The 22,054-nt window shown below is 42.1% G+C and carries 13 protein-coding genes and 2 pseudogenes; 8 read left to right on the forward strand and 7 right to left on the reverse strand.

Annotation, left to right across the window (positions count from 1 at the left end; translation table 11 throughout):
• Position 1: 1 nt before the first annotated feature.
• From CDG79_RS11750 to kdpB, 4 genes are all read right to left on the reverse strand, one after another.
• On the reverse strand, positions 2-1,156 hold the full coding sequence (locus CDG79_RS11750; protein ID WP_094342299.1) for a universal stress protein: 1,155 nt from the start codon (positions 1,154-1,156) through the stop codon (positions 2-4).
• Between the two features lie 127 nt (positions 1,157-1,283).
• Positions 1,284-1,883 (reverse strand): K(+)-transporting ATPase subunit C, encoded by a 600-nt coding sequence (gene kdpC, locus CDG79_RS11755; protein WP_094329138.1) that lies wholly within the window; start codon positions 1,881-1,883, stop codon positions 1,284-1,286.
• Between the two features lie 27 nt (positions 1,884-1,910).
• Positions 1,911-2,135 carry a hypothetical protein gene (locus tag CDG79_RS11760; RefSeq protein WP_094342300.1) on the reverse strand — a complete coding sequence of 75 codons (225 nt, stop codon included), beginning with the start codon at positions 2,133-2,135 and terminating at the stop codon, positions 1,911-1,913.
• 101 nt (positions 2,136-2,236) lie between these two features.
• Positions 2,237-4,342, reverse strand: coding sequence for a potassium-transporting ATPase subunit KdpB (gene kdpB, locus CDG79_RS11765; RefSeq protein WP_094342301.1), 2,106 nt, complete (start codon positions 4,340-4,342; stop codon positions 2,237-2,239).
• Positions 4,343-4,586: 244 nt separating this feature from the next.
• Here kdpB and CDG79_RS44795 point away from each other — a divergent pair, with 244 nt between their 5' ends.
• Positions 4,587-4,721 (forward strand): hypothetical protein, encoded by a 135-nt coding sequence (locus CDG79_RS44795; protein WP_262985794.1) that lies wholly within the window; start codon positions 4,587-4,589, stop codon positions 4,719-4,721.
• Between the two features lie 53 nt (positions 4,722-4,774).
• Here CDG79_RS44795 and kdpA read toward each other — a convergent pair whose 3' ends face one another.
• On the reverse strand, positions 4,775-6,460 hold the full coding sequence (gene kdpA / locus CDG79_RS11770; protein WP_094342302.1) for a potassium-transporting ATPase subunit KdpA: 1,686 nt from the start codon (positions 6,458-6,460) through the stop codon (positions 4,775-4,777).
• A gap of 533 nt (positions 6,461-6,993) precedes the next feature.
• Here kdpA and CDG79_RS11775 point away from each other — a divergent pair.
• The 3 genes from CDG79_RS11775 to CDG79_RS11785 all read left to right on the forward strand — a co-directional run bounded on the left by CDG79_RS11775 (position 6,994) and on the right by CDG79_RS11785 (position 14,652).
• Complete coding sequence (locus CDG79_RS11775; protein WP_094342334.1) at positions 6,994-8,091, forward strand: sensor histidine kinase; 1,098 nt, start codon at positions 6,994-6,996, stop codon at positions 8,089-8,091.
• Between the two features lie 102 nt (positions 8,092-8,193).
• Positions 8,194-8,868 carry a response regulator transcription factor gene (locus tag CDG79_RS11780; protein WP_094329133.1) on the forward strand — a complete coding sequence of 225 codons (675 nt, stop codon included), beginning with the start codon at positions 8,194-8,196 and terminating at the stop codon, positions 8,866-8,868.
• 456 nt (positions 8,869-9,324) lie between these two features.
• Complete coding sequence (locus tag CDG79_RS11785) at positions 9,325-14,652, forward strand: Calx-beta domain-containing protein (protein ID WP_094342303.1); 5,328 nt, start codon at positions 9,325-9,327, stop codon at positions 14,650-14,652.
• Position 14,653: 1 nt separating this feature from the next.
• Here CDG79_RS11785 and priA read toward each other — a convergent pair.
• Positions 14,654-17,159: pseudogene (priA, locus tag CDG79_RS11790) on the reverse strand (primosomal protein N').
• A gap of 800 nt (positions 17,160-17,959) precedes the next feature.
• Here priA and CDG79_RS11795 point away from each other — a divergent pair.
• From CDG79_RS11795 to CDG79_RS11810, 4 genes are all read left to right on the forward strand, one after another.
• The gene (locus CDG79_RS11795) at positions 17,960-19,132 is read left to right on the forward strand and encodes an RpoD/SigA family RNA polymerase sigma factor (RefSeq protein ID WP_094342304.1); all 1,173 of its coding nucleotides are present in this window, start codon (positions 17,960-17,962) and stop codon (positions 19,130-19,132) included.
• A gap of 367 nt (positions 19,133-19,499) precedes the next feature.
• Positions 19,500-19,994 carry a GNAT family N-acetyltransferase gene (locus tag CDG79_RS11800; protein ID WP_189524966.1) on the forward strand — a complete coding sequence of 165 codons (495 nt, stop codon included), beginning with the start codon at positions 19,500-19,502 and terminating at the stop codon, positions 19,992-19,994.
• A 287-nt stretch (positions 19,995-20,281) separates the two neighbouring features.
• Complete coding sequence (petJ, locus tag CDG79_RS11805) at positions 20,282-20,617, forward strand: cytochrome c6 PetJ (protein WP_094342335.1); 336 nt, start codon at positions 20,282-20,284, stop codon at positions 20,615-20,617.
• Between the two features lie 304 nt (positions 20,618-20,921).
• A complete protein-coding gene (locus CDG79_RS11810) occupies positions 20,922-21,845 on the forward strand; it encodes a tetratricopeptide repeat protein (RefSeq protein ID WP_094342306.1) in 924 nt (307 codons plus the stop codon).
• An 11-nt stretch (positions 21,846-21,856) separates the two neighbouring features.
• On the opposite strand, the pseudogene CDG79_RS43610 reads toward CDG79_RS11810, so the two are convergent.
• Positions 21,857-22,000, reverse strand: a pseudogene (locus CDG79_RS43610) (Uma2 family endonuclease); the annotation flags it as partial.
• Positions 22,001-22,054 lie beyond the last annotated feature (54 nt).

Raw genomic sequence — 22,054 nt, forward strand, 5'->3', positions numbered from 1 at the left:
CCTATTTGGATGAAACCATTTTTTCGCTGGCAATGATATGCAAATCGATATTTTTGAGCAAGCGCACCAATTTTTGCGTCAAAGATCCTTTGAGAAGCATTTGCCAGCGCGATCGCTGACTCTCTCCAATTACAATTTGGGTAATCCGATATTTTTCGGCGACTTGGGCGATCGCATTGGCGACGTTATTGTTGGTAACATGAAGAAAAGTACCTTCAAATTCTTTACAGAGTTTCTCACAAGTGTAGATGTGTAAGCTTTCCTCTTTGGTGAGGAAGCGCTCTGGATTGGCAACGAATAAAGTATAAAGTGGGGCATTCATGTAGTTAGCCAACCTTGCACCCCGGCGTAACAGTTGCACTGAGTTGGGATAAGTGGATATACACACCAAAACCCGCTCGTGAATATTACAGGATTGCCCATTGGGGATAGTAGCGATCGCATTTTCTTCTACATTGTCTGCGACTTCCCGCAAAGCCAACTCCCGCAAAGCAATCAGGTTACGGCGTTGGAAAAAGTTTTCTAGGGATTGTTGGATTTTTTGCGGTGCGTAAATTTTCCCTTCTAATAACCTTTCTTGCAGGGTTTCTGGCGTGACATCTACTAACACTACTTCATCTGCTTCATCCAGAATCCTGTCAGGAACACGCTCACGGACTACAACCCCAGTAATTCTTGCTACAAGGTCGTTGAGACTTTCCAAATGTTGTACATTCATTGTGGAGTAGACATCAATACCTGCTGCCAAAACTACTTCTACATCTTCGTAGCGTTTTTCGCGTGGGGAACCAGGGACATTGGTATGGGCAAGTTCATCGATTAAAACTAATTGTGGCGATCGCTGTAAAATAGCATCTGTATCCATATCCGTTAGCGTCAACTCACCGCGAGGATATTGCTTACGCGGCAAAATCTCCAGTCCCTCTGCCTTCTCCGTTGTGTCCTTGCGTCCGTGGGTTTCTAAAAGCCCAACGATGACATGAATTCCTTCGTGTTTAAGCGCGTGTCCCTCTTCTAACATCCGGTAGGTTTTGCCTACTCCAGGAGCCATGCCAATAAATATTTTATGCTTACCCCGCCGTCGTGCCGCATAAAGCGAGTAAATTCCAGAATTTAAAGGTGCATTGCCAGTCGAACCAGTATTACTATCTGACATTTCCTTGTTGGTAGCTATAATGGCAATCCTATGACATCGGAAAACGGTGCTTTATCCATGCCTCTTATGAGTGCTGGGTGCTGTTAGCGCTAGCGGGGCGTTTAGCCCAATCCCCAATCCCCATTTATTAATTTTGCTGACGATTAATATCTTGTAAGTCAAGAGCATAATTCAGTCGGAGAACATTGACTCCCGGTTCGCCAAAAATCCATAAAAATCTGCCATCAGTATACTTGTTAATTAAACGTAGGATCTCTTCTTCTTTGACTCCCCGCGCACCAGCAACCCGCGTCAATTGCTGCCGTGCTGCTTTGAAGGAAATATGCGGATCTAAACCAGAACCAGAAGTATAAATCATATCAGCGATCGGTTGAAGATTTTCGTCTCGCAATTGATTTGCCTCTTCTAGAATCCGCTTTAATAGCTCTGGATTACTAGCAGCGAGATTGCTGGCTCCAGATATGCCAGTTGGCTTGGCTTTTTTCCCTTGGCTATATCTAACAGTACTGGGACGAGAATGGAAATATCGCTCAGATGTGAACACCTGCCCAATCAAAGCCGAACCAATTACTTCATTATTTAGATTCAGCATAATGCTGCCATTAGCTTGATAGGGTAAAAAAACTTGACCTACTACAAGGATTATTAGAGGATAGATGATTGCAGTTAACAACCAAAGCATTAGAGTTATAAAAATTGCTCTGATAGTTTCTCGAATAATAGCCATAAAAAGATTTCCAATTTCTACTCAAATTTAATTTTTAATTTTTAATTTTAATTCTTTTACCCAATTAGAACGATATTCAAAGATGCTGTTAGCAACAGCATAAATAGCTGGGGCAATTACCACATTCAAGCACAGGAGGATAAAAATAGCGAGTGGTGGGTGATGTTTACGCCATTGCGACCAAACAAAGGATATCGCCTGGATCGCATCTATCGGCAAAAACTTTTCCCCACCATCGACCTGTTTATTCATATTCTTTTGGTTCCCTCTCTCAACAGGTAAAAGTAAAAATGTTTATTATTTTACTTTGGTAAAGATGCGTTTATTTCGCAGTATCTGTACTTTTGCTATCCTTAAGCCAAGCCTACAAGTGTAATCAGTATATCTATCAACTTAATGGCGATAAATGGCGCAATTACCCCACCTAAGCCATAAATTAAGATATTGCGTTGGAGTAGCTGATTAGCTGTCAGGGGTCTAAATCGCACACCCTTCAATGCCAAGGGAATCAAAGCGGGAATAATCAAAGCATTATAAATCAACGCTGATAGTACAGCAGACTTAGGGCTAGTTAAATTCATAATATTCAGGCTTTGGAGGTTAGCAGCGACAAATATCACTGGGATAATTGCAAAGTATTTGGCAATATCATTAGCGATAGAAAATGTCATTAATGCCCCGCGAGTAATCAACAATTGTTTGCCAATGCTAATGATATCGATTAGCTTTGTGGGATCGGAGTCTAAATCGACCATGTTGGCGGCTTCTTTTGCAGCTTGCGTCCCTGTATTCATGGCAACGCCGACGTTAGCTTGGGCTAATGCAGGAGCATCGTTAGTTCCATCTCCCGTCATGGCAACTAGTTTACCTGCTGCTTGTTCCTTTTTAATGACGCTGATTTTGTCTTCTGGTGTGGCTTCGGCAATGAAGTCATCAACGCCTGCTTCTTTGGCAATGACAGAAGCTGTAATTCCGTTGTCTCCAGTTAGCATGATGGTATGCACTCCCATCCGTCGCAGTTGCTCAAAGCGATCGCGGATACCAGGTTTAACTATATCTTTGAGATAAATAACCCCATAGATTTCGTTATCTAGACTGACTGCTAGGGGTGTACCTCCCAGGCGAGAAACTCGTTCGTAGGCGGTATCCAATTCTGGTGTATCGCGTCCGTGGCGAGAACGGACAAATCCTTTAATGGCTTCGACTGCTCCCTTCCTAGCCTCATATCCACCAGGCAAGTTAGTCCCACTCATGCGGGTTTTGGCGGAAAAATCGACTCCTTCTGCTTGGTTGGAGTCGAAATCAAACCGTGCGCCCAATTTCTCCGCCAGTCGCACAATGGATTTACCTTCTGGTGTATTGTCAAAGACACTAGCCGCCCAGGCAACATTAGCAATTTCTGACATTGAATGACCGTCGATAGGGATAAACTCTTCCGCCAAACGGTTGCCGAGGGTAATTGTACCTGTCTTATCGAGAACTAAAGTGTTGACATCACCACAGGCTTCGACTGCTCGTCCTGAAGTGGCAATGACGTTAAATTGGGCAACTCGATCCATACCAGCAATGCCGATGGTACTGAGTAAGCCGCCAATGGTTGTAGGAATTAATGCCACTAATAGAGCAATTAAAATTGGCACGCTGACTGGACTGTTGACATAGTAAGCAAGTGCCGGCAAAGTTACTACGACTAACAAAAATACTAAGCTGAGAACTGCCAGCAATACTGTCAGGGCAATTTCATTGGGTGTTTTGCTGCGTTCTGCCCCTTCCACCAAGGCAATCATCCGGTCAATAAAGCCTTTGCCTGGGTCAGTAGTAATGCGGATAATTAGTTCATCGGAGATAATCCTCGTCCCACCAGTGACAGAACTAGAAACATCGGAGCCTGATTCTTTTAATACTGGTGCAGATTCTCCAGTAATTGCCGATTCATCTACAGAGGCGACACCCATAATTACTTCGCCATCGGCGGGGATGATATCGCCAGCAACGACGTAGATGTTATCGCCCTGTTTCAGGCTGGTGGATGAAACTTCACTAATTATGCCGTCGGGAGCGAGTTTTTTAGCGATCGCCTCTGATTTCGTTAATCGCAAGGCATCAGCTTGAGCTTTACCCCGCCCTTCTGCCACTGCTTCGGCAAAATTGGCAAACCAAACTGTAAAGAATAAAATTCCCGACAGCAAGGCGTTGAAAATTTGCGGGTTCTTTTGCAGGGACGGGCCAAATAGGTTGGGATCAATCGTTAGCAATAGGATGATGATTGTCCCCACCCAAACCACAAATATCACGGGATTTTTGATTGCATACTTAGGATTGAGCTTGACAAAAGCATCTCTAATTGCTCTTAAGTACAGCCACTTAGTAATTCTTTTCGCCTTCTTACGTCCTTGGCGACGATCGCCAGAACGAGGATTTGGCCGTCTAGCTTTGAAGTTAGTTGCCACTTGATTAATTAATAAAGTTAGGAGTTAAAAGTTATACCAATTCTGTATGAGGATGCGCTAAACCATGATTACAAGAAAGAAAAACGAACCGCAAAGGACGCAAAGGACGCAAAGAAAGAAGTTAAAAGGGTTTGGCGCAACCTCATAAAGAAATGGTATTAGAAGCTAGGAGAGACGCGATTAATCGCGTCTGTACAAGAGTTAGGAGTTAGGAATTAGGAGTTTCCCATAAAAAACAGATCCAACCTGTAGGGTGCGTTACGCTAACGCTAACGCAACGCCAGTTGCTACAACGGATAGCGTAGCGTTAGCGTCTGACTCGCTAACACCAGTCGCCTACAGCGCTGGATTCACCGCAACGCAATGGCTCTCCTACGAAACCGGATAATTTATTTATTTTTTGGTATTCTCTTAATTCCAGACTTATAACTCATAAATTTTCTAATTGCCAGATGCTAGTTTCAAACCCTCAGCTATGGGGCCTAAAGCTAAAACGGGAAAGAAAGTCAACACTCCCAAAACCAGTGTTACTCCAGCTGTAATACTAGTAAATACTAGAGAATCGGTTCTTAGGGTACCAGGGGTTTCAGGCACTGGTTGTTTGCGAGACATCCCCTCAGCTAACAGCAGGATGGCAATTATCGGAATGTAGCGTCCTCCTATTAAGCTAACTAAACTACTCAAGTTCCACCACAGGGTGTTATCCTTCAACCCTTCTAAGCCGGAGCCATTATTTGCTGCGGCTGAGGCGTATTCATAAACTACTTGAGAAATACCGTGATAGCCAGGGTTGCTAATTCCAGACAGGGAGATGGGATAAGCTAGGGCGATCGCACTGGGAATCAAAACTAGAATTGGGTGAATCAACAACACCACGCTGGCGAGGACGATTTCCCGCTTTTCAATTTTGCGTCCTAAAAACTCTGGGGTGCGTCCCGCCATTAGTCCAGTGAGGAACACTGTGAGAATTAAGTAAATAAATAAGTAAGCTGTTCCAGTTCCCTGCCCACCCCAGATAACCTGGATAAACAAGTTGAAGAGTGTCGAGAATATTCCTTGCGGCATCAAAGAATCGTGCATCCCATTCACAGCGCCAGACATAGTAGCAGTAGTCATAACTGCCCAAAATGCCGTTTGTAACCAGCCAAATCGAACTTCTTTACCCTCTAAATTGGGCTGTTCTAATCCAAAGGCGTTATTAACCAGGGGATTGCCTTGCAATTCTCCCACGGCTGTCACTCCCACCAGAACAACAAAAATCACAAACACCATCCAAAAAAGTAGCCAAGCTTGTTTGATGTTGTTGGCAAATATACCGTAGGTGTAAATCAAGGCGGCTGGGATAGAAATCATGGCGATCATTTCTATCAAGTTAGAAGCGCCATTGGGATTTTCAAAAGGATGCGCTGAGTTTACGCCAAAAAAGCCACCGCCGTTTTCGCCCAAAAGTTTGATCGTTTCAAAGGATGCCACTGGGCCTCTGGCAAGATATTGCGTCCCACCTTCTAAGGTTCTCAAATCCAGAGTCTTAGCTAATGTTTGTGGTACACCTGCGACAAGTAAAGCGATCGCTCCAATAATTGAAATCGGCAGCAATATTCGCGTAATTCCACGGACGAGATCGACATAAAAGTTTCCCATTTTTCTCCCCGTCAACCCGCGAATAAAGGCAATTCCCACAGATAAGCCGGTGGCTGCGGAGGTGAACATCAAAAAGCCTAAAGCAGCTACCTGGCTAAAATAGCTTAAGGTTATCTCGCCAGCATAGTGTTGCTGGTCGGTATTGGTTACAAAGGAAATGGTTGTGTGCAATAATACATCCCAACTGGGCGCACCAAAGCCGTTAGGGTTCCAGGGCAAGTGTCTCTGGAAATATATCAGCAAATACACTGAAATACCCATAATAAGATTGCTGTACAAGACAGCCCGGATATACTGCAAACCCGTCATATCATCTTTTCTGCGGACACCTGCTAGTACGAACATACTTCGCTCTATGGGGTTCATTAAAAAATCAAGCAGTGTTCTTTCTCCCAAGAAGACACGGGCTATGTATCTACCGAGTAGCGGAGTGATTGCTATGACAATACATAGCGTTAAGCCAATTTGCAAAAAACCTTGTCCCATATATTTCCCGCTCAATTAAATTTAAGTGCTAGCAAGCCAATTCTTAGAAATAACAGATTAGCTGTTTAGGTATTTGATTTGGATGGATTTGGCGATCTTGAGATATCAACGCCATTTTTTAATCTGGATTTACTATTTTCAGTTATTACTATTTTCCAGATTTTTGTTAAAGTTCTTGTTAAGAATATTTAATTTTTACTCTTAATTCATCTATATTATTAGTTAGGATTATTTGTTTATACAATACATTATCGAAGTTTGCTACTTTCAAAGAATATAAATATTTCAGAGGGTTTTCTAAAAGGGATTACGGTTTGAGAAGGTTGTGTTAGATACTCTGACCCTTGTGGGCAACTACCCAGTCCCCAATCCTCAGTATCCAGCACCCATTTTTACATCTGGACAAAATCGTAATTTCCGAGTTAATGCTCAAGTGAATATTTGCAGATATAGATTGCAGATAAATCATAATCGTTGAATTAAATAGTTGTAAAGATTGTAAGATAAAAATTTTTAGTAAATCATAAATGACAATGTTAAGTCGATTAGTGGCTATAAAAGAAGCTATCAATGAGCGTCGGGAGACTTATGGGCTAATTGCGATCGCCTTTGCGATCGTAATCGGTTTGGAATATTTAACACCACCTGAGTACGTATTTGGCTACCTTTACACAGGGACGATTTTGGTAGCAGATTCTCGATTGAATCGGAGAGCAGTATTGGGGATCACTCTGGCAGCTACAGGATTAACATTGTTAAATTTGTTTGTCCCAGGAGGAGAAATAATTAATGCCCCAACGTTGGCAAATAGGTTGATTGCAGTATTGGCGTTGGTGGTGACGGGTTGGTTAAGCGATCGCAACCACCGCAATGAAGAAGCGATCGCTTATACCCAAGCACAATTACGCTCCCAAGAACAACTAGCGATCATGCGTGAAGATTTTGTTTCTACCCTAACGCATGATTTGAAAACACCCCTATTAGGAGCAATTGAAACACTGAAATATTTTCAAAACGAGCAATTTGGTGAAATCACGCCAATGCAAGCAAAAGTCCTTCAAACAATGGCTCGTAGTCATCGGAGTACACTGCAATTAGTCCAAACTCTTTTAGATGTATACCGCAATGATGCCGAAGGGTTGAAATTACAGATATCACCCGTTAACTTGGCAACTGTAGCAGAGGAGGTAATAGCTACCCTGACTGAATTAGCGAGAACACGTCAGGTTTATATTTCTCTGCACTATGGTGAATCAGATTTTCGGAGCTTTCTCTGGGTAGATGGCGATCCTTTGCAACTGGGGCGAGTCTTCACCAATCTCCTGAGTAATGGCATTAACCATACCCCGCGTGGCGGTAAAGTGGAAGTAGTACTTGAAGGTTATTCTAGCGATCAAGTAGTAAAAATACTCGATACTGGTTCCGGCTTTACCGAAGAAGAGTTACCGCACTTATTTGAGAGGTTTTATCAAGGACATAGCGATCGCCACGTCTCAGGCTCTGGACTAGGGCTTTATTTAACAAGGCAAATTATCGCTGCTCATGGGGGTACAATTTGGGCAGAGAATCGCTCACCAAAAGGCGCACTCTTTGGTTTTCGACTCCCAGCTTGTCCACCACCGGGGAGATGAATTAATAACCAGTCCCCAATGACAAATGACAAATGACAAATGACCAATGACAAATGACAAATGACAAATGACCAATGACAAATGACCAATGACAAATGACCAATGACAAAAATCTTACTTGTTGAAGACGATGAATTGTTTCGGCTTGGTCTGCGGATGCGTTTGCAACAAGAAACTACTTTGGAGATTGTCGCAGAGGCAGAAGATGGAGAACAAGCTTTAGAATTAGCAAATCGCTATCCTCTGGATTTGGTATTGATGGATATAGGTTTACCGGGCATTGGTGGAATTGAGGCTTGTCGGCAAATTAAGCAGAAGCACCCAAATTTACCAATTCTTGTGTTAACGTCTCGTTCTGAAAAACCCCTGATTTCACGGTTAATTGCTGCCGGGGCACAAGGTTACTGCCTGAAAGGTATTCCTGCTGAGTCTCTAATATTGGCAGTGCGATCGGTTGCAGCCGGGGCTTCTTGGTGGGATCAAACGGCAACAACAGAGATTAGAGCAGCTTTTGAGGGTAATTCTACTGTGGTGCTGCCTGCAAAAACTGAGGGAACCCTAGAAAATCCCCTAACGAAGCGAGAGCAAGAAATTTTGGCACTGGTAGCAGCAGGTAAAAGCAATCAAGAAATTGCTGAAATTCTCTACATTGCCCCTGGTACAGTGCGGGTTCATGTCCATGCTATTTTACAGAAACTAGAAGTACGCGATCGCACTCAAGCCGCAGTCTTAGCGATCCAAAAAGGATTGGTAGCACCAGAATTGTTGATTAACTAGATTCATTCACATCGAGCTAGGTGCTAGACCAGATTTAAGTGTAAATACAGTGGTTTTTTAGTTACAGAGTATAGCTTTTTCTAGATAAGAGCGATCGCAAAATCCTCAAAATAAATCGTAAAGACGCGAAATTTCTAAATCGTATTGGGGTAGCTCCGCTCTATTTAAGTATAATTACAGTTGCTTGTATTTTTTATACAGTATAAATTTTATTGTACTAGAAGAAATATAGATAGAACATAACTTAGTTTTTCTAGGGTTCGTATAACGATTAGAAATATTGCGGTTTTCTTTCAAAAAAACAAGAGATTTTGTTACCAATTCCAGTTGAGCATGGAAGCGGATGTTGAGTCATTCGCTTCCTATTTGATGTTGTGTGATAAATGCTATTAACGTAAATCTTTAGAACTAACAAGTCTTTTATTCAATCAAAATTTTTATTAGAGGACAATAACTATGATGACAGAAAATAATCACTCTGAAGCCCAAAGTAATTCCACCAAAAAGTTATTAGAAGCAGGCAGAAATATTGTTTTTATAGATACAGCAGTTCTCGATTACCAAAGCTTGGTAGCTGGGATAACACTGGGTAGTGAAGTCGTTATCCTTGACCATAATCGAGACGGTTTAACGCAAATCAGCGAGTTTTTAGCAGGGTGTAAACCTGACTCAGTTGAATCAGTTCACATTGTCTCCCACGGTGGTGAGGGGAGTTTGCAATTGGGGTCAACTTATCTTAACCTCACCAACCTTAATAGCTATGCCAATCAGTTACAAAAGTGGGCAAATGTTTTAACTGATAAAGCTGACATTCTACTTTATGGCTGTGATGTAGCCAGTGGTCAAGGCACAAAATTTGTGCAGTTTCTGAGCCGAATTACTGGGGCAGATGTTGCTGCTTCCACTGACAAAACAGGAAGTGCAGCTTTAGGTGGCGACTGGGATTTAGAGGTAAAGACTGGAAAAATTGAGGCATCCCTGGCATTTAAACCTGAAGTAATGCAGGCTTACCAGTCTATTTTGCCAGCTAGTTTTACTGGCACATACTCTCAAAACTTCAACACATTAGCTAATTCTGGAACATCTATTTCTTGGGTTGATGATTCAACCATTTCCGGGTGGTATGCCACGAGAACAAATTACAACGTTGGTAGTGGCAGTAATAATACAGGTGGATTGTATAGTTTTGGTACGACCGGAGATCGGGCACTTGGTTCTGTCGCTTCTGGTAGTACGGGAACTATTTATTATGGGTTGCGCCTCCAAAACAATACAGGTTCATCAATTACTCAGTTGCAAGTAGGTTATACGGGCGAACAATGGCGTAATGGTGGTAATACATCGCTGCAACAGCTGAAATTTAGTTATCAAACTGGGTCAACTCTGACAAATTTGACAACAGGAACATGGAATTCTGCCACATCGTTAGATTTCACCAGCCCAATTGCAACTGGAACCGCAGCAGCCTTAAATGGCAATCAACTTGCCAATAAAGTTGTTATCACACCTGTAACAATTACCCTAGCTACCCCAATAGCTAACGGTGAAGAGATTATATTGCGTTGGGAAGATATAGATGATGGAGGCAACGATCACGGTTTAGCGATCGACGATGTATCTGTCAAAGTCGATAACACCACCTATATAGTAACTAACACTAATGACAGCGGTGCTGGCTCGTTGAGACAAGCTATTATCAATGCCAATAACGATCCGGGGATTGAGACAATTATCTTTGATCCGACTGGGATATTTGGTGATGCTACCCCTGATACTATTACCCTGACTTCTGGGGAATTGAATGTTACTGAAGGAGTGATAATTCAAGGAACTGGAGCTAATAAACTCACCATCAGTGGTAACAATGCTTCCCGTGTTTTTAATGCTAGTGCCTCCCTCTCAATTGATGGGTTGAACATAACTGGGGGAAATGCAGGAAATAACAATGGGGGCGGCATCTACAGCACCAGTAGTGTCACACTCAGCAATAGCATCATTTCCAGCAACACCACGAACATTAGCGGCGGGGGCATCTACAGCAGTAGTGTTACACTCAGCAATAGTACTATTTTTGGCAACACCGCGAACAACAACGGCGGCGGCATTTACAGCAGTACTAGTCTTAGCATCAGCAATAGCACTATTTCTAGCAATACATCTAAATCTTCTGGTGGTGGCATCTACACCAACAATGCCACAGTGAGTAATAGCACTATTTTTGGGAATAGCGCTGATAGTGATAACAATGGCACAGGTAATGGTGGCGGCATTTTTAGGTCTGGTGGCACGGTAAGCATTAGCAATAGCATCATTGCGGGCAATATTGACACAGGTAATCAAGCGCCAGATATCTCTGGTATCAACTTCAATGGTAATGCTTACAACCTGATTGGCAGTCTTGCTGGTAAATCATCCGGGACTCTGGGCACGGGTACAGATATTATTAACCCCAACCCCGGACTCAAACCTTTGGGAGATTATGGTGGTTCTACACAAACTCACGCCCTAAGCTCTTCCAGTCCTGCCAGGAATGCTGGCGATCCGGCTTACAATGGTGGCTTAACTACCGACCAACGCGGCACAGGTTTTAACCGGATTGAAAGCGGCAGAATTGACATTGGGGCATTTGAATCCCTACTTCCAAAAGTTAGCTTTGGTGCTGCTACGTACAATACAACGGAAGATAGTACCGCCACTATAGTAACTATTCCTGTTACCTTAAATGCCTCTCCAGAAACGGCGGTCACAGTTCCTATTATCGTCAAAAATAGTAGTACGGCTACTAATGGCAACGATTATACTTTTTCTCCTACGACTATTTCCTTTGCTGCTGGGGCGACAGGTTCAAATTTAACAAAGCTAATTACTTTTACTATTAACCCAGACGACTTACCTGAGAATGCAGAAACAGTTGTACTCAACTTCGGCACGCTAATAGGGGCTGATTTAGGGACAATAACTGAAACTACTCTGAGTATTGCTGCTAATGATTCGATTCAATATGCAATTTCCAGCGCCACTTCAAATTTAACTGAAGGTAATAGCGGTACTCAAGCTGTTACCTTCACGGTTACTCGCAGTGGTGGTATTGGCGTGGCTAGCACTGTAGATTATGCTTTTATCGGTACGGCAACTTTTGGTAGTGACTATAACAATATTCAAGTTACAGGTGGAGGAACTGCTGCATCTGGGACTTTAAGCTTTGCTGTTGGGGAAAAGACAAAGACAATTACAGCCGATGTTTTGGGTGACAACATCTTTGAACTCAATGAAGATATGACTGTTAACCTAAGTAACCCCAACCTCACAGCTGCACCAGCAAATTCCACAATTACTAACAGTTCAGCTACAGTTAATATCATCAATGATGACAGCCAACCAACTATCAGTATCTCGGATGTCTCTGTTACTGAAGGCAATACAGGGACAACAACTAATGCTAACTTTACTATTAGTCTCTCTAATCCTAGTTATCAGCAGATTACCGTAAATTACAACACGAGTGATGGTACAGCCGAAGCTACTGACTCTGATTACAACTCTGCTTTAGGAACAATTACTTTCGCTCCTGGGGAAACCAGTAAAACTCTTAGCATTGGTGTCATCGGCGATAACAAGTTTGAAACCAACGAGGCGTTTTCTGTTAACCTTTCGAGTGCGACAAATGCGACCATTACTGATAGTTTAGGAGTGGCTAGCATTATCAATGATGACAGCCAACCAACTATCAGCATTTCGGATCTCTCTGTTACTGAAGGCAATACAGGCACAACAACTAATGCTAACTTTACTATCAGTCTCTCTAATCCTAGTTATCAGCAAGTTACTGTAAATTACAACACGAGTGATGGTAGTGCCCAAATTGCTGATTCTGATTACAATTCTGCTTTAGGAACGATTAATTTCGCTCCTGGGGAAACTAGCAAAACTCTTAGTATTGGTGTCATCGGTGATAACAAGTTTGAAACTAACGAGGCGTTTTCTGTTAACCTTTTGGGTGCGACAAATGCCACAATTACTGATAGTTTAGGAATTGCTAGCATTATCAACGATGACAGCCAACCAACTATCAGCATCTCGGATGTCTCTGTTACTGAAGGCAACACAGGGGCAACAACTAATGCTAACTTTACTATTAGTCTCTCTAATCCTAGTTATCAGCAAGTTACTGTAAATTACAACACGAGTGATGGTAGTGCCCAAATTGCTGATTCTGATTACAATTCTGCTTTAGGAACAATTACTTTCGCTCCTGGGGAAACCAGTAAAACTCTTAGCATTGGTGTCATCGGTGATAATCAAACTGAAACTGACGAGACATTTGCTGTCAATCTTTTAGGTGCGACAAATGCCGCGATCGCAGATAATTTAGGAGTTGGTACTATCATCAATGATGATAACCAACCACTTATCAGTATTTCGGATGTCTCTGTTACCGAAGGCAATACAGGCACAACAACTAATGCTAACTTTACGATTAGTCTCTCTAATACCAGTTATCAGCAGATTACTGTAAATTACAACACGAGTGATGGTACTGCTCAAGCTGCTGACTCTGATTACAACTCTGCTTTAGGGACAATTACTTTTAATCCAGGGGAAACTAGTAAAACTCTTAGTATTGGTGTCATTGGCGATAACAAATTTGAAACAAATGAGGCATTTGCTGTCAATCTTTTGGGTGCGACAAATGCCACAATTACTGACAGTTTAGGAGTTGCTAACATTATCAACGATGACAGCCGACCAACTATCAGTATCTCGGATGTCTCTGTTACAGAAGGCAACACAGGAACAACAACTAATGCTAACTTTACGATTAGTCTCTCTAATGCCAGTTCTGAGCAAGTTACTGTAAATTACAACACGAGTGATGGTACTGCTCAAGTTGCTGACTCTGATTACAACTCTGCTTCCGGGACGATTATTTTTGCTCCTGGCGAAACCAGTAAAACTCTTGGTGTTGGTATCACTGGCGATAATAAAACTGAAGCCAACGAGACATTTTGTGTGAATCTTTCTGGTGCAACAAATGCCACATTTACTGATAGTTTAGGAGTTGGTACTATCATTGATGATGACAACCAATCAACTATCAGCATCTCGGATATCTCCCTTCTTGAAGGTAACGCAGGAACAACAAATAATGCTAAATTTACTGTCACTCTCTCTGCACCCAGTTTGCAGCAGGTTACTGTAAATTACAACACGAGTGATGGCACTGCTCAAGTTGCTGACTCTGATTACAACTCTGCTTCCGGGACGATTATTTTTGCTCCTGGCGAAACCAGCAAAACTCTTGGTATTGGTGTCATCGGCGATAACAAATTTGAAGCCAATGAGACATTTTCTGTCAATCTCTTTGGTGCGACAAATGCCACAATTACTGATAGCTTGGGAGTGGCTACTATCATAAATGATGACGAACCTCCGGCCATTAGCATTGGAGATGTCTCACTGAATGAAGGCACCACAGGGATGACAACTAATGCTAAATTTGTCGTCACTCTTTCCAGTGAATTCTATCAACCAATAGTTGTAAGTTACAGCACGAGCGATGGTACTGCTAAAACTTCTGACTATGATTACAATTCGGCTTTAGGGACGGTCGTTTTTAATCCTGGGGAAACCAGCAAAACTATTAGTATTGGTGTCACAGGTGATAATAAAGTTGAAAGCAACGAAACATTTTTTGTCAATCTCTCTGGTGCGGCAAATGCTAGGTTTGCTAATAACCAAGGAGTCGGTACTATCATCAATGATGACCGGGATTCTTTCTTTTAATTCACATAATATTTAATGGGTCTACATCAATAGTTAGGCTAACAGAGGGCGGACAAAGCGATCGCACTTCTTCCCAATCTGGCAATTGTGGCAAGGCATCGGGGGCAAATTTTATCAAGATTTGCCAGCGATAACGATTAGCTACCCGTAAAATACTCGCTGGTGCTGGGCCTAATATCTCGAATTCTTCTTCTGTACTCAAGGCTGTGGCGATGATTTGCGCGGTATTTTGCACTTGAATGGGATCGAGACTACTTAAGCGCAACAAAATTAACCGCCCATAAGGGGGATAATTGAGGGCTTGCCGTTGTTCTAACTCAGCTTGGGAGAAAGAGTGATAATCGTGCGATCGCACTGCTGCAATTACCTGATGCTCTGTAGTGTAAGTTTGTACAATCACCCTCCCTGGATCGTCGCCTCTACCAGCCCGTCCAGCGACTTGAGTCAAGGTTTGAAATGCCCGTTCACTGGCGCGATAATCTGATAAATTTAGCAATCCATCGGCGGCGACAACGCCCACAAGTGTCACCTGTGGTAAATCCAAACCTTTGGTAAGCATTTGCGTACCCACTAATAAATCTGCTTCGCCGTTAGCAAACTGGGTGAGTAGAGTTCGGTGTGAGCCTTTGTTGCGGGTGGTATCGCTATCAAAACGAATCAAGCGCAACTCTGGGAACTGTCGCGCTAATTCTTGCGTGACTCGCTGAGTACCGCTACCGAAAAATTTCAGGTAAGGGGAACTACAATCGGGGCAGAATTTGGGATGCGATCGCGCATAATTACAATAATGACACCGCAATAATTCCGGCGCTTTTTCTTCGGTGTGGTGGTACGCCAGCGAAACATCACAGTGCGGACATTCCAACACATATCCACAACTGCGGCAAGATACAAAGGTACTGTGTCCCCGACGATGAATAAATAAAATTCCCTGTTGTTTTCTCTCTTGCAACTGTTGCAAAGCTTCTTGTAGGGATCTACTAAATATAGAACGATTTCCCTGCTGCAACTCTTGCCGCATATCAACGATTTCCACGGGTGGTAAAGGGCGGGAGTTGACACGTTCGGGCAAACTTAAGTAATAACTCCTGCCTCCTAACGCTTATCCAACTCTCTAATGAAGGCGTAGCGGAACCCAACATCAAGGGACAATTTTCTAATTCGGCTCGCCATTGGGCAACGGTGCGGGCGTGGTAGGTGGGTATGGGTGAGTCTTGCTTAAAGCTGCTGTCGTGTTCTTCATCTAAAATAATTAAACCCAAATTGGGCAAAGGGGCGAAAACGGCGCTGCGCGTACCAATGACAACTTGCGGTTCTCCTGTGAGCATAAGCCGCCAAGTGTCATAACGTTCGCCATCGGAGAGGGCGCTGTGATACACGCTAACTTTATTGCCAAAACGGGCGCGAAAACGATCGGTTAGCTGGGGTGTAAGTCCAATTTCTGGGACTAAAACGAGGGCGGATTTGCCTTGGTTGATGAGAGGTGCGATCGCTTGCAAATATACTTCGGTTTTTCCTGAACCTGTCACCCCATGCAATAAAACTTCAGCAAATCCATCTAATGTCTGGATTGTCTCTAAAGCGCTAGCTTGGGCGGTAGTTAAAGATTTAGCGCCATCACCTGCCAATGCTGGCCCCTGTTCGGTTCGCAATACTTCCCGTTCTTCAATAACGATGTAACCCTTTTGTGTCAACGTTTTGAGGATAGAAGAACTAGCATTGCAAATTTGCAGTAATTCATTTTGCCACAACTCCCCATTATGCCGCCGCAGCACTTCCAAAATCTCTCGTTGGCGGCTAGTTAAGTCGCTATCGATTGCACCTGTAAGCGTAACTGCTTTTTGCAGCTTTGGTCGAGTCAGCCGTGGCGGTTCTAAGTAGCTTTCTACTAAACCGAATCGCAGCAACTCCCGAATTCCCCGATAGGCAGATTTGACTTTTTGTTGAAGGTAAGCGAAACTATAATCCCCCGCCGGCTGCCCTTGCAAAAGTTCCCAAACTTGCCGCGCGGTTGGAGTCAAAAAAGCTGAAGGATTAGGAGATGCCAGTAAATAACTACTCCCCCCTGCCCGCCCTCCTCTAACCAGACGGAGGCGACGTTGCGATCGCCCCAGCAACCCTGGTGGTAGAGCAACCCGGATTACTTGAATCAGGGGCGTATAGTAATATGCAGCAACTCGATTGAGTAATTCCCAATAAGCACTTGGGAAAAATCCAACGCTGACTATATCTTCTACCTCCCGGATTTTTTCTGGTGCTAAATCGATATTTGGTTGTGCCAGTAACCGAATTGCGATCGCTCCTAATTGTTGTGCCCCAAATGGCACGCTCAAAATATCTCCTGGTTTTATTTCTAACTGGGCTGGCAATCGATAAGTAAATAATCCTGTACTTCCTGGACAGTCTACCAATACTTCAACCCACCTATTAAGAGTTGTACCTGAATGGTACGATTCACTAGCTTGAGCCACCACTAAAGGAGATAAAATTACATCATTAATATACATAGTTGCTGACTTTATAGTTAGATGTTTTCCTCACATAGCTGGTCAAAATTAACCTAGCTAGATAAACTCTAATTTTTTGCTTTCTTAAATTTAAATAGTATTTCTCAATACTGTTATCATTCATAATACTTGATAAGTTTCCTCTTATGTAATCTACTAGACAAATTCGTATCAACTATACATGCAATAAATATTTGGTACCCACTATACAAATAAAAGCATGTCGGCACTTGCTGCAACAGTTGCTCTATCTACTAAATAGGGAGTAGCCTTTTTCCGCCTATCGATAGATATTCAACCCTTTCTGTATATGAGATGCTTTTATACAAGTAAGATCGTCCCAAATTAAGCTGCCATTATTGTAATTTGTATCATCTTGGTTACTTGAAATTGGTAATTCATAACCCCATCACCAGGTTTTGAGTTTATCTAGTGACTTCCAATACATAAACATAAAAATATTTATTTAGAAAAATATATGAAAGTTTAAGAAATTTGGATAGTTAGCTGAAAATTTTATGTTTGTTTAAGTTGAGAAAGTTTGAGGGGGTTTGACATATTTGATAATTAAGAAAAAAATGAAGAATATAATCTGTTGGAAGCCTGAGAAGAAAGTTTTGTTGGGTGCTAAGGTTAGTTTCGTTATAGGTTGTATCTAACTGTAACCCGTAGGTTGTAGGTAGATACATATTTTTATTCCTGAATAGAAATTAGCAGAAGCTTCTATTTGCCATATAAACAGGTGCATTCGTCCATTAGGGAAAACTACCAAGCCTCAAAGGAGTAGCTGAAACTAAATTATGTACCAAACAAAACAACAATCCCTAAAGGAAACTATGAATATTGTTGAATTGGGAAAAATGGAAATACTGGAGAATGTTGCTGATATTGAAGAACCATCACTCGATAGTTTAGATGTAGTAGCAGATGAAGAGACTCCAATTGTAGTAGAAAATCTGGAATCAGATGAACGCGACGGGGATGATATGGCCGCGGCCCGTCCTTCGGGATACAATAAAACCGAGCATGATGATGCTGTCGGCGCGTTTTTTAAAGAGATGGCGCGTTATCCGCTTCTAAAAGCTGATGAAGAGGTGGAGTTAGCGCGGCGAGTTAGGTTTCTAGAGGAAATTAGGGAATTACAAGCTGCTTTAAACTTAAAACTGGGACACGAACCGAGCAAACTAGAAGTAGCTTCCGAGCTAGAAATGACGGAAAAGCAACTCGAAAGTCGCTTGTATCAAGGTAGAGTAGCGAAACGCAAAATGATTCGCTCTAACTTGAGATTAGTAGTTTCTATTGCCAAGCGATATCTAAATCGGGGAGTGCCTTTTCTGGATTTAATTCAGGAAGGAGCAATGGGTTTAAATCGCGCTACAGAAAAGTTCGATCCAGACAAGGGATACAAGTTTTCTACTTACGCCTATTGGTGGATTAGACAAGCGATTACTAGGGCTATAGCTAACGATGCGCGGACAATTCGGCTACCTATTCATATTGTTGAAAAGCTTAACAAGCTGAAAAAAGCTCAACGAGAACTCAAACAAAAACTCTGTCGTAATCCTACCGAAGGTGAAATGGCAGAAACTTTGGAAATTAGTGTCCAACAACTACGCCAACTACAACAATTACGCCGTCAAGCACTTTCTCTTAACCACCGCGTTGGTAAAGAAGAAGACACGGAATTGATGGATTTGCTAGAAGATGAAGATAATCTGTCTCCAGAAGCAAAAATGAATGAAAACATGATGCGTCAGGAGATTTGGGAAGTATTGGGTGACGTGTTAACTCCACGGGAGAAAGATGTAATTTCTCTGCGCTATGGTTTGACAACCAGCGAACCCTGTACCTTAGAAGAAGTTGGCAATATGTTCAATCTTTCTCGTGAGCGAGTGCGTCAAATTCAAAGCAAAGCCATGCGGAAATTGCGCCGTCCCCATATAGCTAAACGCTTAAAAGGTTGGTTGATTTAGTTACATTTACAAAGATACAGATGTAATACCTGACCTAATTAGCTTAACTAACGAATATGGATCGAATAAAGTGCAAAACTTTCAATTTCGTAGGATGTGTTATCGCGTAGCGTAACGCACCATCATCAATTTTAGGTGCGTTAGGATAAATGTTCATAACACACCCTACAAAACTTGCTCTTTATTAAATCCACATTCCTAACGAATGAAGGCGAGCTTGTATCTGTATATTCCTTGAGCTTCATCTATCAACATCTACAAAAACCAGGCATTCTGTACCTTTTTTCGGCTTTTATTTAGTCATTACTCAAAAAAAATTGCCCAGTTGCCTATAGACTATGGACTATGAACTATGGACTATAGACTAATGACTTCGTGTAGCAATTTGATTTTGCGTTTTGCTGAACCAACTGATTACAGCGTACTATTTCAATTAATTCAGGGGCTTGCTGAGTATGAAAAATTATCTCACGCTGTCACTGGCAATGCTCTGGCATTGAAAGAGCATTTATTTGGCTCGCACAGATATATAGAAGCGATTTTAGCAGAATCTGCCGGTCAAACTGTTGGTTTTGCCCTATTTTTTCATAATTATTCAACATTTTTGACCAAGCCAGGAATTTATCTGGAAGACTTATTTGTTTTACCAGAATATCGTAGGCAAGGTATTGGTAAGGCTCTCATTACTAAATTAGCCCAGATAACTGTAGAACGTGACTATGGGCGTTTAGAGTGGAGTGTGTTGGATTGGAACGAACCAGCTAAAGCATTCTACCGCAGTATGGGAGCATCTATATTAGATGATTGGCGAATTTGCCGTGTTACAGAAGATGCGCTTACTCAGTTAGGAACTGTTAAATAAAAAACAAAGGATGAAGTATAAAAGATGAATATTTTGAATATTTCATCCTTAAACGCCTATCATTTTTCGGTTATAAAATATTAAATATTTATATAAATTTGCATTTTCATTATCAGCGTAAATGAAAAGCAGTTTGTCGCTAGATATGACTCTGTATCTAAAAACCAAAAAATTCAAAAATTTTAAAGGGAAGTTTGACAGCTTGTCGTTTGACTATAGGAGCGGCTCAACTGACAATTATGGAGGATATTGCACCCAATAAGCCGTTATTGCAGAGAGAACACGAAATGAAAAAATTGATTACAGTCATGCTGTTAGGCATAGCAATCTTCACCTTTGCCTTCAGCAGTCCAGCTTTGGCAGGGGATGCTGTTGGTGGAGCTAAAGTATTTAGTGCTAATTGTGCTTCTTGTCATGCTGGTGGTAAGAATCTGGTTCAAGCTGCCAAAAGTCTGAAGAAAGACGCTTTGGAAAAGTATGATATGTACTCAGCAGAGGCGATTATTTCCCAGGTTACAAAAGGTAAAAATGCCATGCCCGCCTTCGGCAAACGTTTAAAAGATAGCCAGATTGAAGATGTAGCGGCTTATGTGCTTTCACAAGCAGATAAGGACTGGAAGTAAACTAACATCTAACTTCAAAAATTAACAATTTGCGGGGCTTTTGTCCCGCGAATTTTAGGGTTGCCGAAATTTTCAAATTAGGATGCTTATACCAATTTTGGATTAAGAGGCTGTTTGAAAAGTCTTATTATAGGTATCAAAACGTTCTAGATCCCCCTAAATCCCCCAATTTATCGGGGGGTTAGGGGGGATCAACAACTGCCTAAAATCACAGTCAAATACTTGTTCATTCAACCCCTAAGAGTCTTGATAAAAAGACTGTTGCAAGAACATCAAACAATACTACCTATCCTAAGTTGGTACTATGGATAATTTCTGGCGATTATTTATCAGTGTAATTATTGCTTTAACTCTGACTTTTTTGACTTTATCCGCAAATTCAGCACCCGTTTTAATTACCCAAATTACAGCGAGTGATTTCTTGCAGTTGGGTGTAGATAAGATGCGGCGAAGTAATTACCAGGAAGCAATAGAGAATTTTAATCAGGCGATTGAACTTGAGAAAGATTTGGCTTTTGCTTATAGCGATCGCTGTCTTGCTTATCTCCAATTACAAGATTACCATCAAGCGATCGCAGATTGTACCCAAGCCATAAATTTTGCACCTGATGACTCTGAGGCTTATCTGAACCGGGGAGTAGCACACTACAGACAAGGAGATTATCTTGCTGCCATTGTCGATCATAATCGAGCGATCGCACTTAAACCCTACGATTTTCGAGCTTACTACAACCGAGCATTAGCCCGTGCTGGGGATGGGAAAGACTCGGAGGCAATTCTTGACTTTAATTTAGCCCTAACTCAAATTCCCCAAATCACTAGTTTACTGCTTGCAGATATCTACAATGACCGAGGTTTGGCGCATTTTATCTTGCAAGATACCCAAGCAGCTATGCTCGACTTTAATCTAGCAATTCGTCTCAACGCTAACGATTATCGAGCTTATTTTAACCGGGGTTGCGCTTGCGGACGAAATAGAGATGACTTTGGTGCAGTGCGTGATTTTTCTCAAGTCATCAGACTCAACCCCAGTAATGCTCAGGCTTACATTAATCGGGGAATAGCTCGTTATCGCTTAGGATATCATTTAGATGCAATGTCTGATTTACAAAAAGCATCTGAGTACTTTGACAATCAAGGAAAGAGAGTCGCCTACGAAAAAACTCTCGATTTGCTGAAGAATTTGCGACAAAAAATTTCTTCTGTAACTGAAATCGCTTTTTTATAAGACTGTAAAAGCTATACAGGGTATCCACCAGCTTGAAAAACTTGTTCGGCGGTTAAATTTAATTCGGGGAAAGTAGGTGAGATAATGCGTTCCCCAAAGGGGTTGCCGCAGGCATCGCTACCTTGAAACTGACTGACTTGATATTCTCCCTCAATTTTTATAACTCTTGTAGGGTGGGCATCTTGCCCGCCCTAATTATGCAATTCAAA

This window comes from Nostoc sp. 'Peltigera membranacea cyanobiont' 232 (assembly GCF_002245985.1).
Lineage (GTDB): Bacteria > Cyanobacteriota > Cyanobacteriia > Cyanobacteriales > Nostocaceae > Nostoc.

Coding starts and splice junctions, on each gene's coding strand:
- CDG79_RS11750 (WP_094342299.1), bottom strand. CDS start 1,156: ATGTCAGATAGTAATACTGGTTCGACTGGCAATGCACCTTTAAATTCT.
- kdpC (WP_094329138.1), bottom strand. CDS start 1,883: ATGGCTATTATTCGAGAAACTATCAGAGCAATTTTTATAACTCTAATG.
- CDG79_RS11760 (WP_094342300.1), bottom strand. CDS start 2,135: ATGAATAAACAGGTCGATGGTGGGGAAAAGTTTTTGCCGATAGATGCG.
- kdpA (WP_094342302.1), bottom strand. CDS start 6,460: ATGGGACAAGGTTTTTTGCAAATTGGCTTAACGCTATGTATTGTCATA.
- CDG79_RS11775 (WP_094342334.1), top strand. CDS start 6,994: ATGTTAAGTCGATTAGTGGCTATAAAAGAAGCTATCAATGAGCGTCGG.
- CDG79_RS11780 (WP_094329133.1), top strand. CDS start 8,194: ATGACAAAAATCTTACTTGTTGAAGACGATGAATTGTTTCGGCTTGGT.
- CDG79_RS11785 (WP_094342303.1), top strand. CDS start 9,325: ATGATGACAGAAAATAATCACTCTGAAGCCCAAAGTAATTCCACCAAA.
- CDG79_RS11795 (WP_094342304.1), top strand. CDS start 17,960: ATGTACCAAACAAAACAACAATCCCTAAAGGAAACTATGAATATTGTT.
- CDG79_RS11800 (WP_189524966.1), top strand. CDS start 19,500: ATGACTTCGTGTAGCAATTTGATTTTGCGTTTTGCTGAACCAACTGAT.
- petJ (WP_094342335.1), top strand. CDS start 20,282: ATGAAAAAATTGATTACAGTCATGCTGTTAGGCATAGCAATCTTCACC.
- CDG79_RS11810 (WP_094342306.1), top strand. CDS start 20,922: ATGGATAATTTCTGGCGATTATTTATCAGTGTAATTATTGCTTTAACT.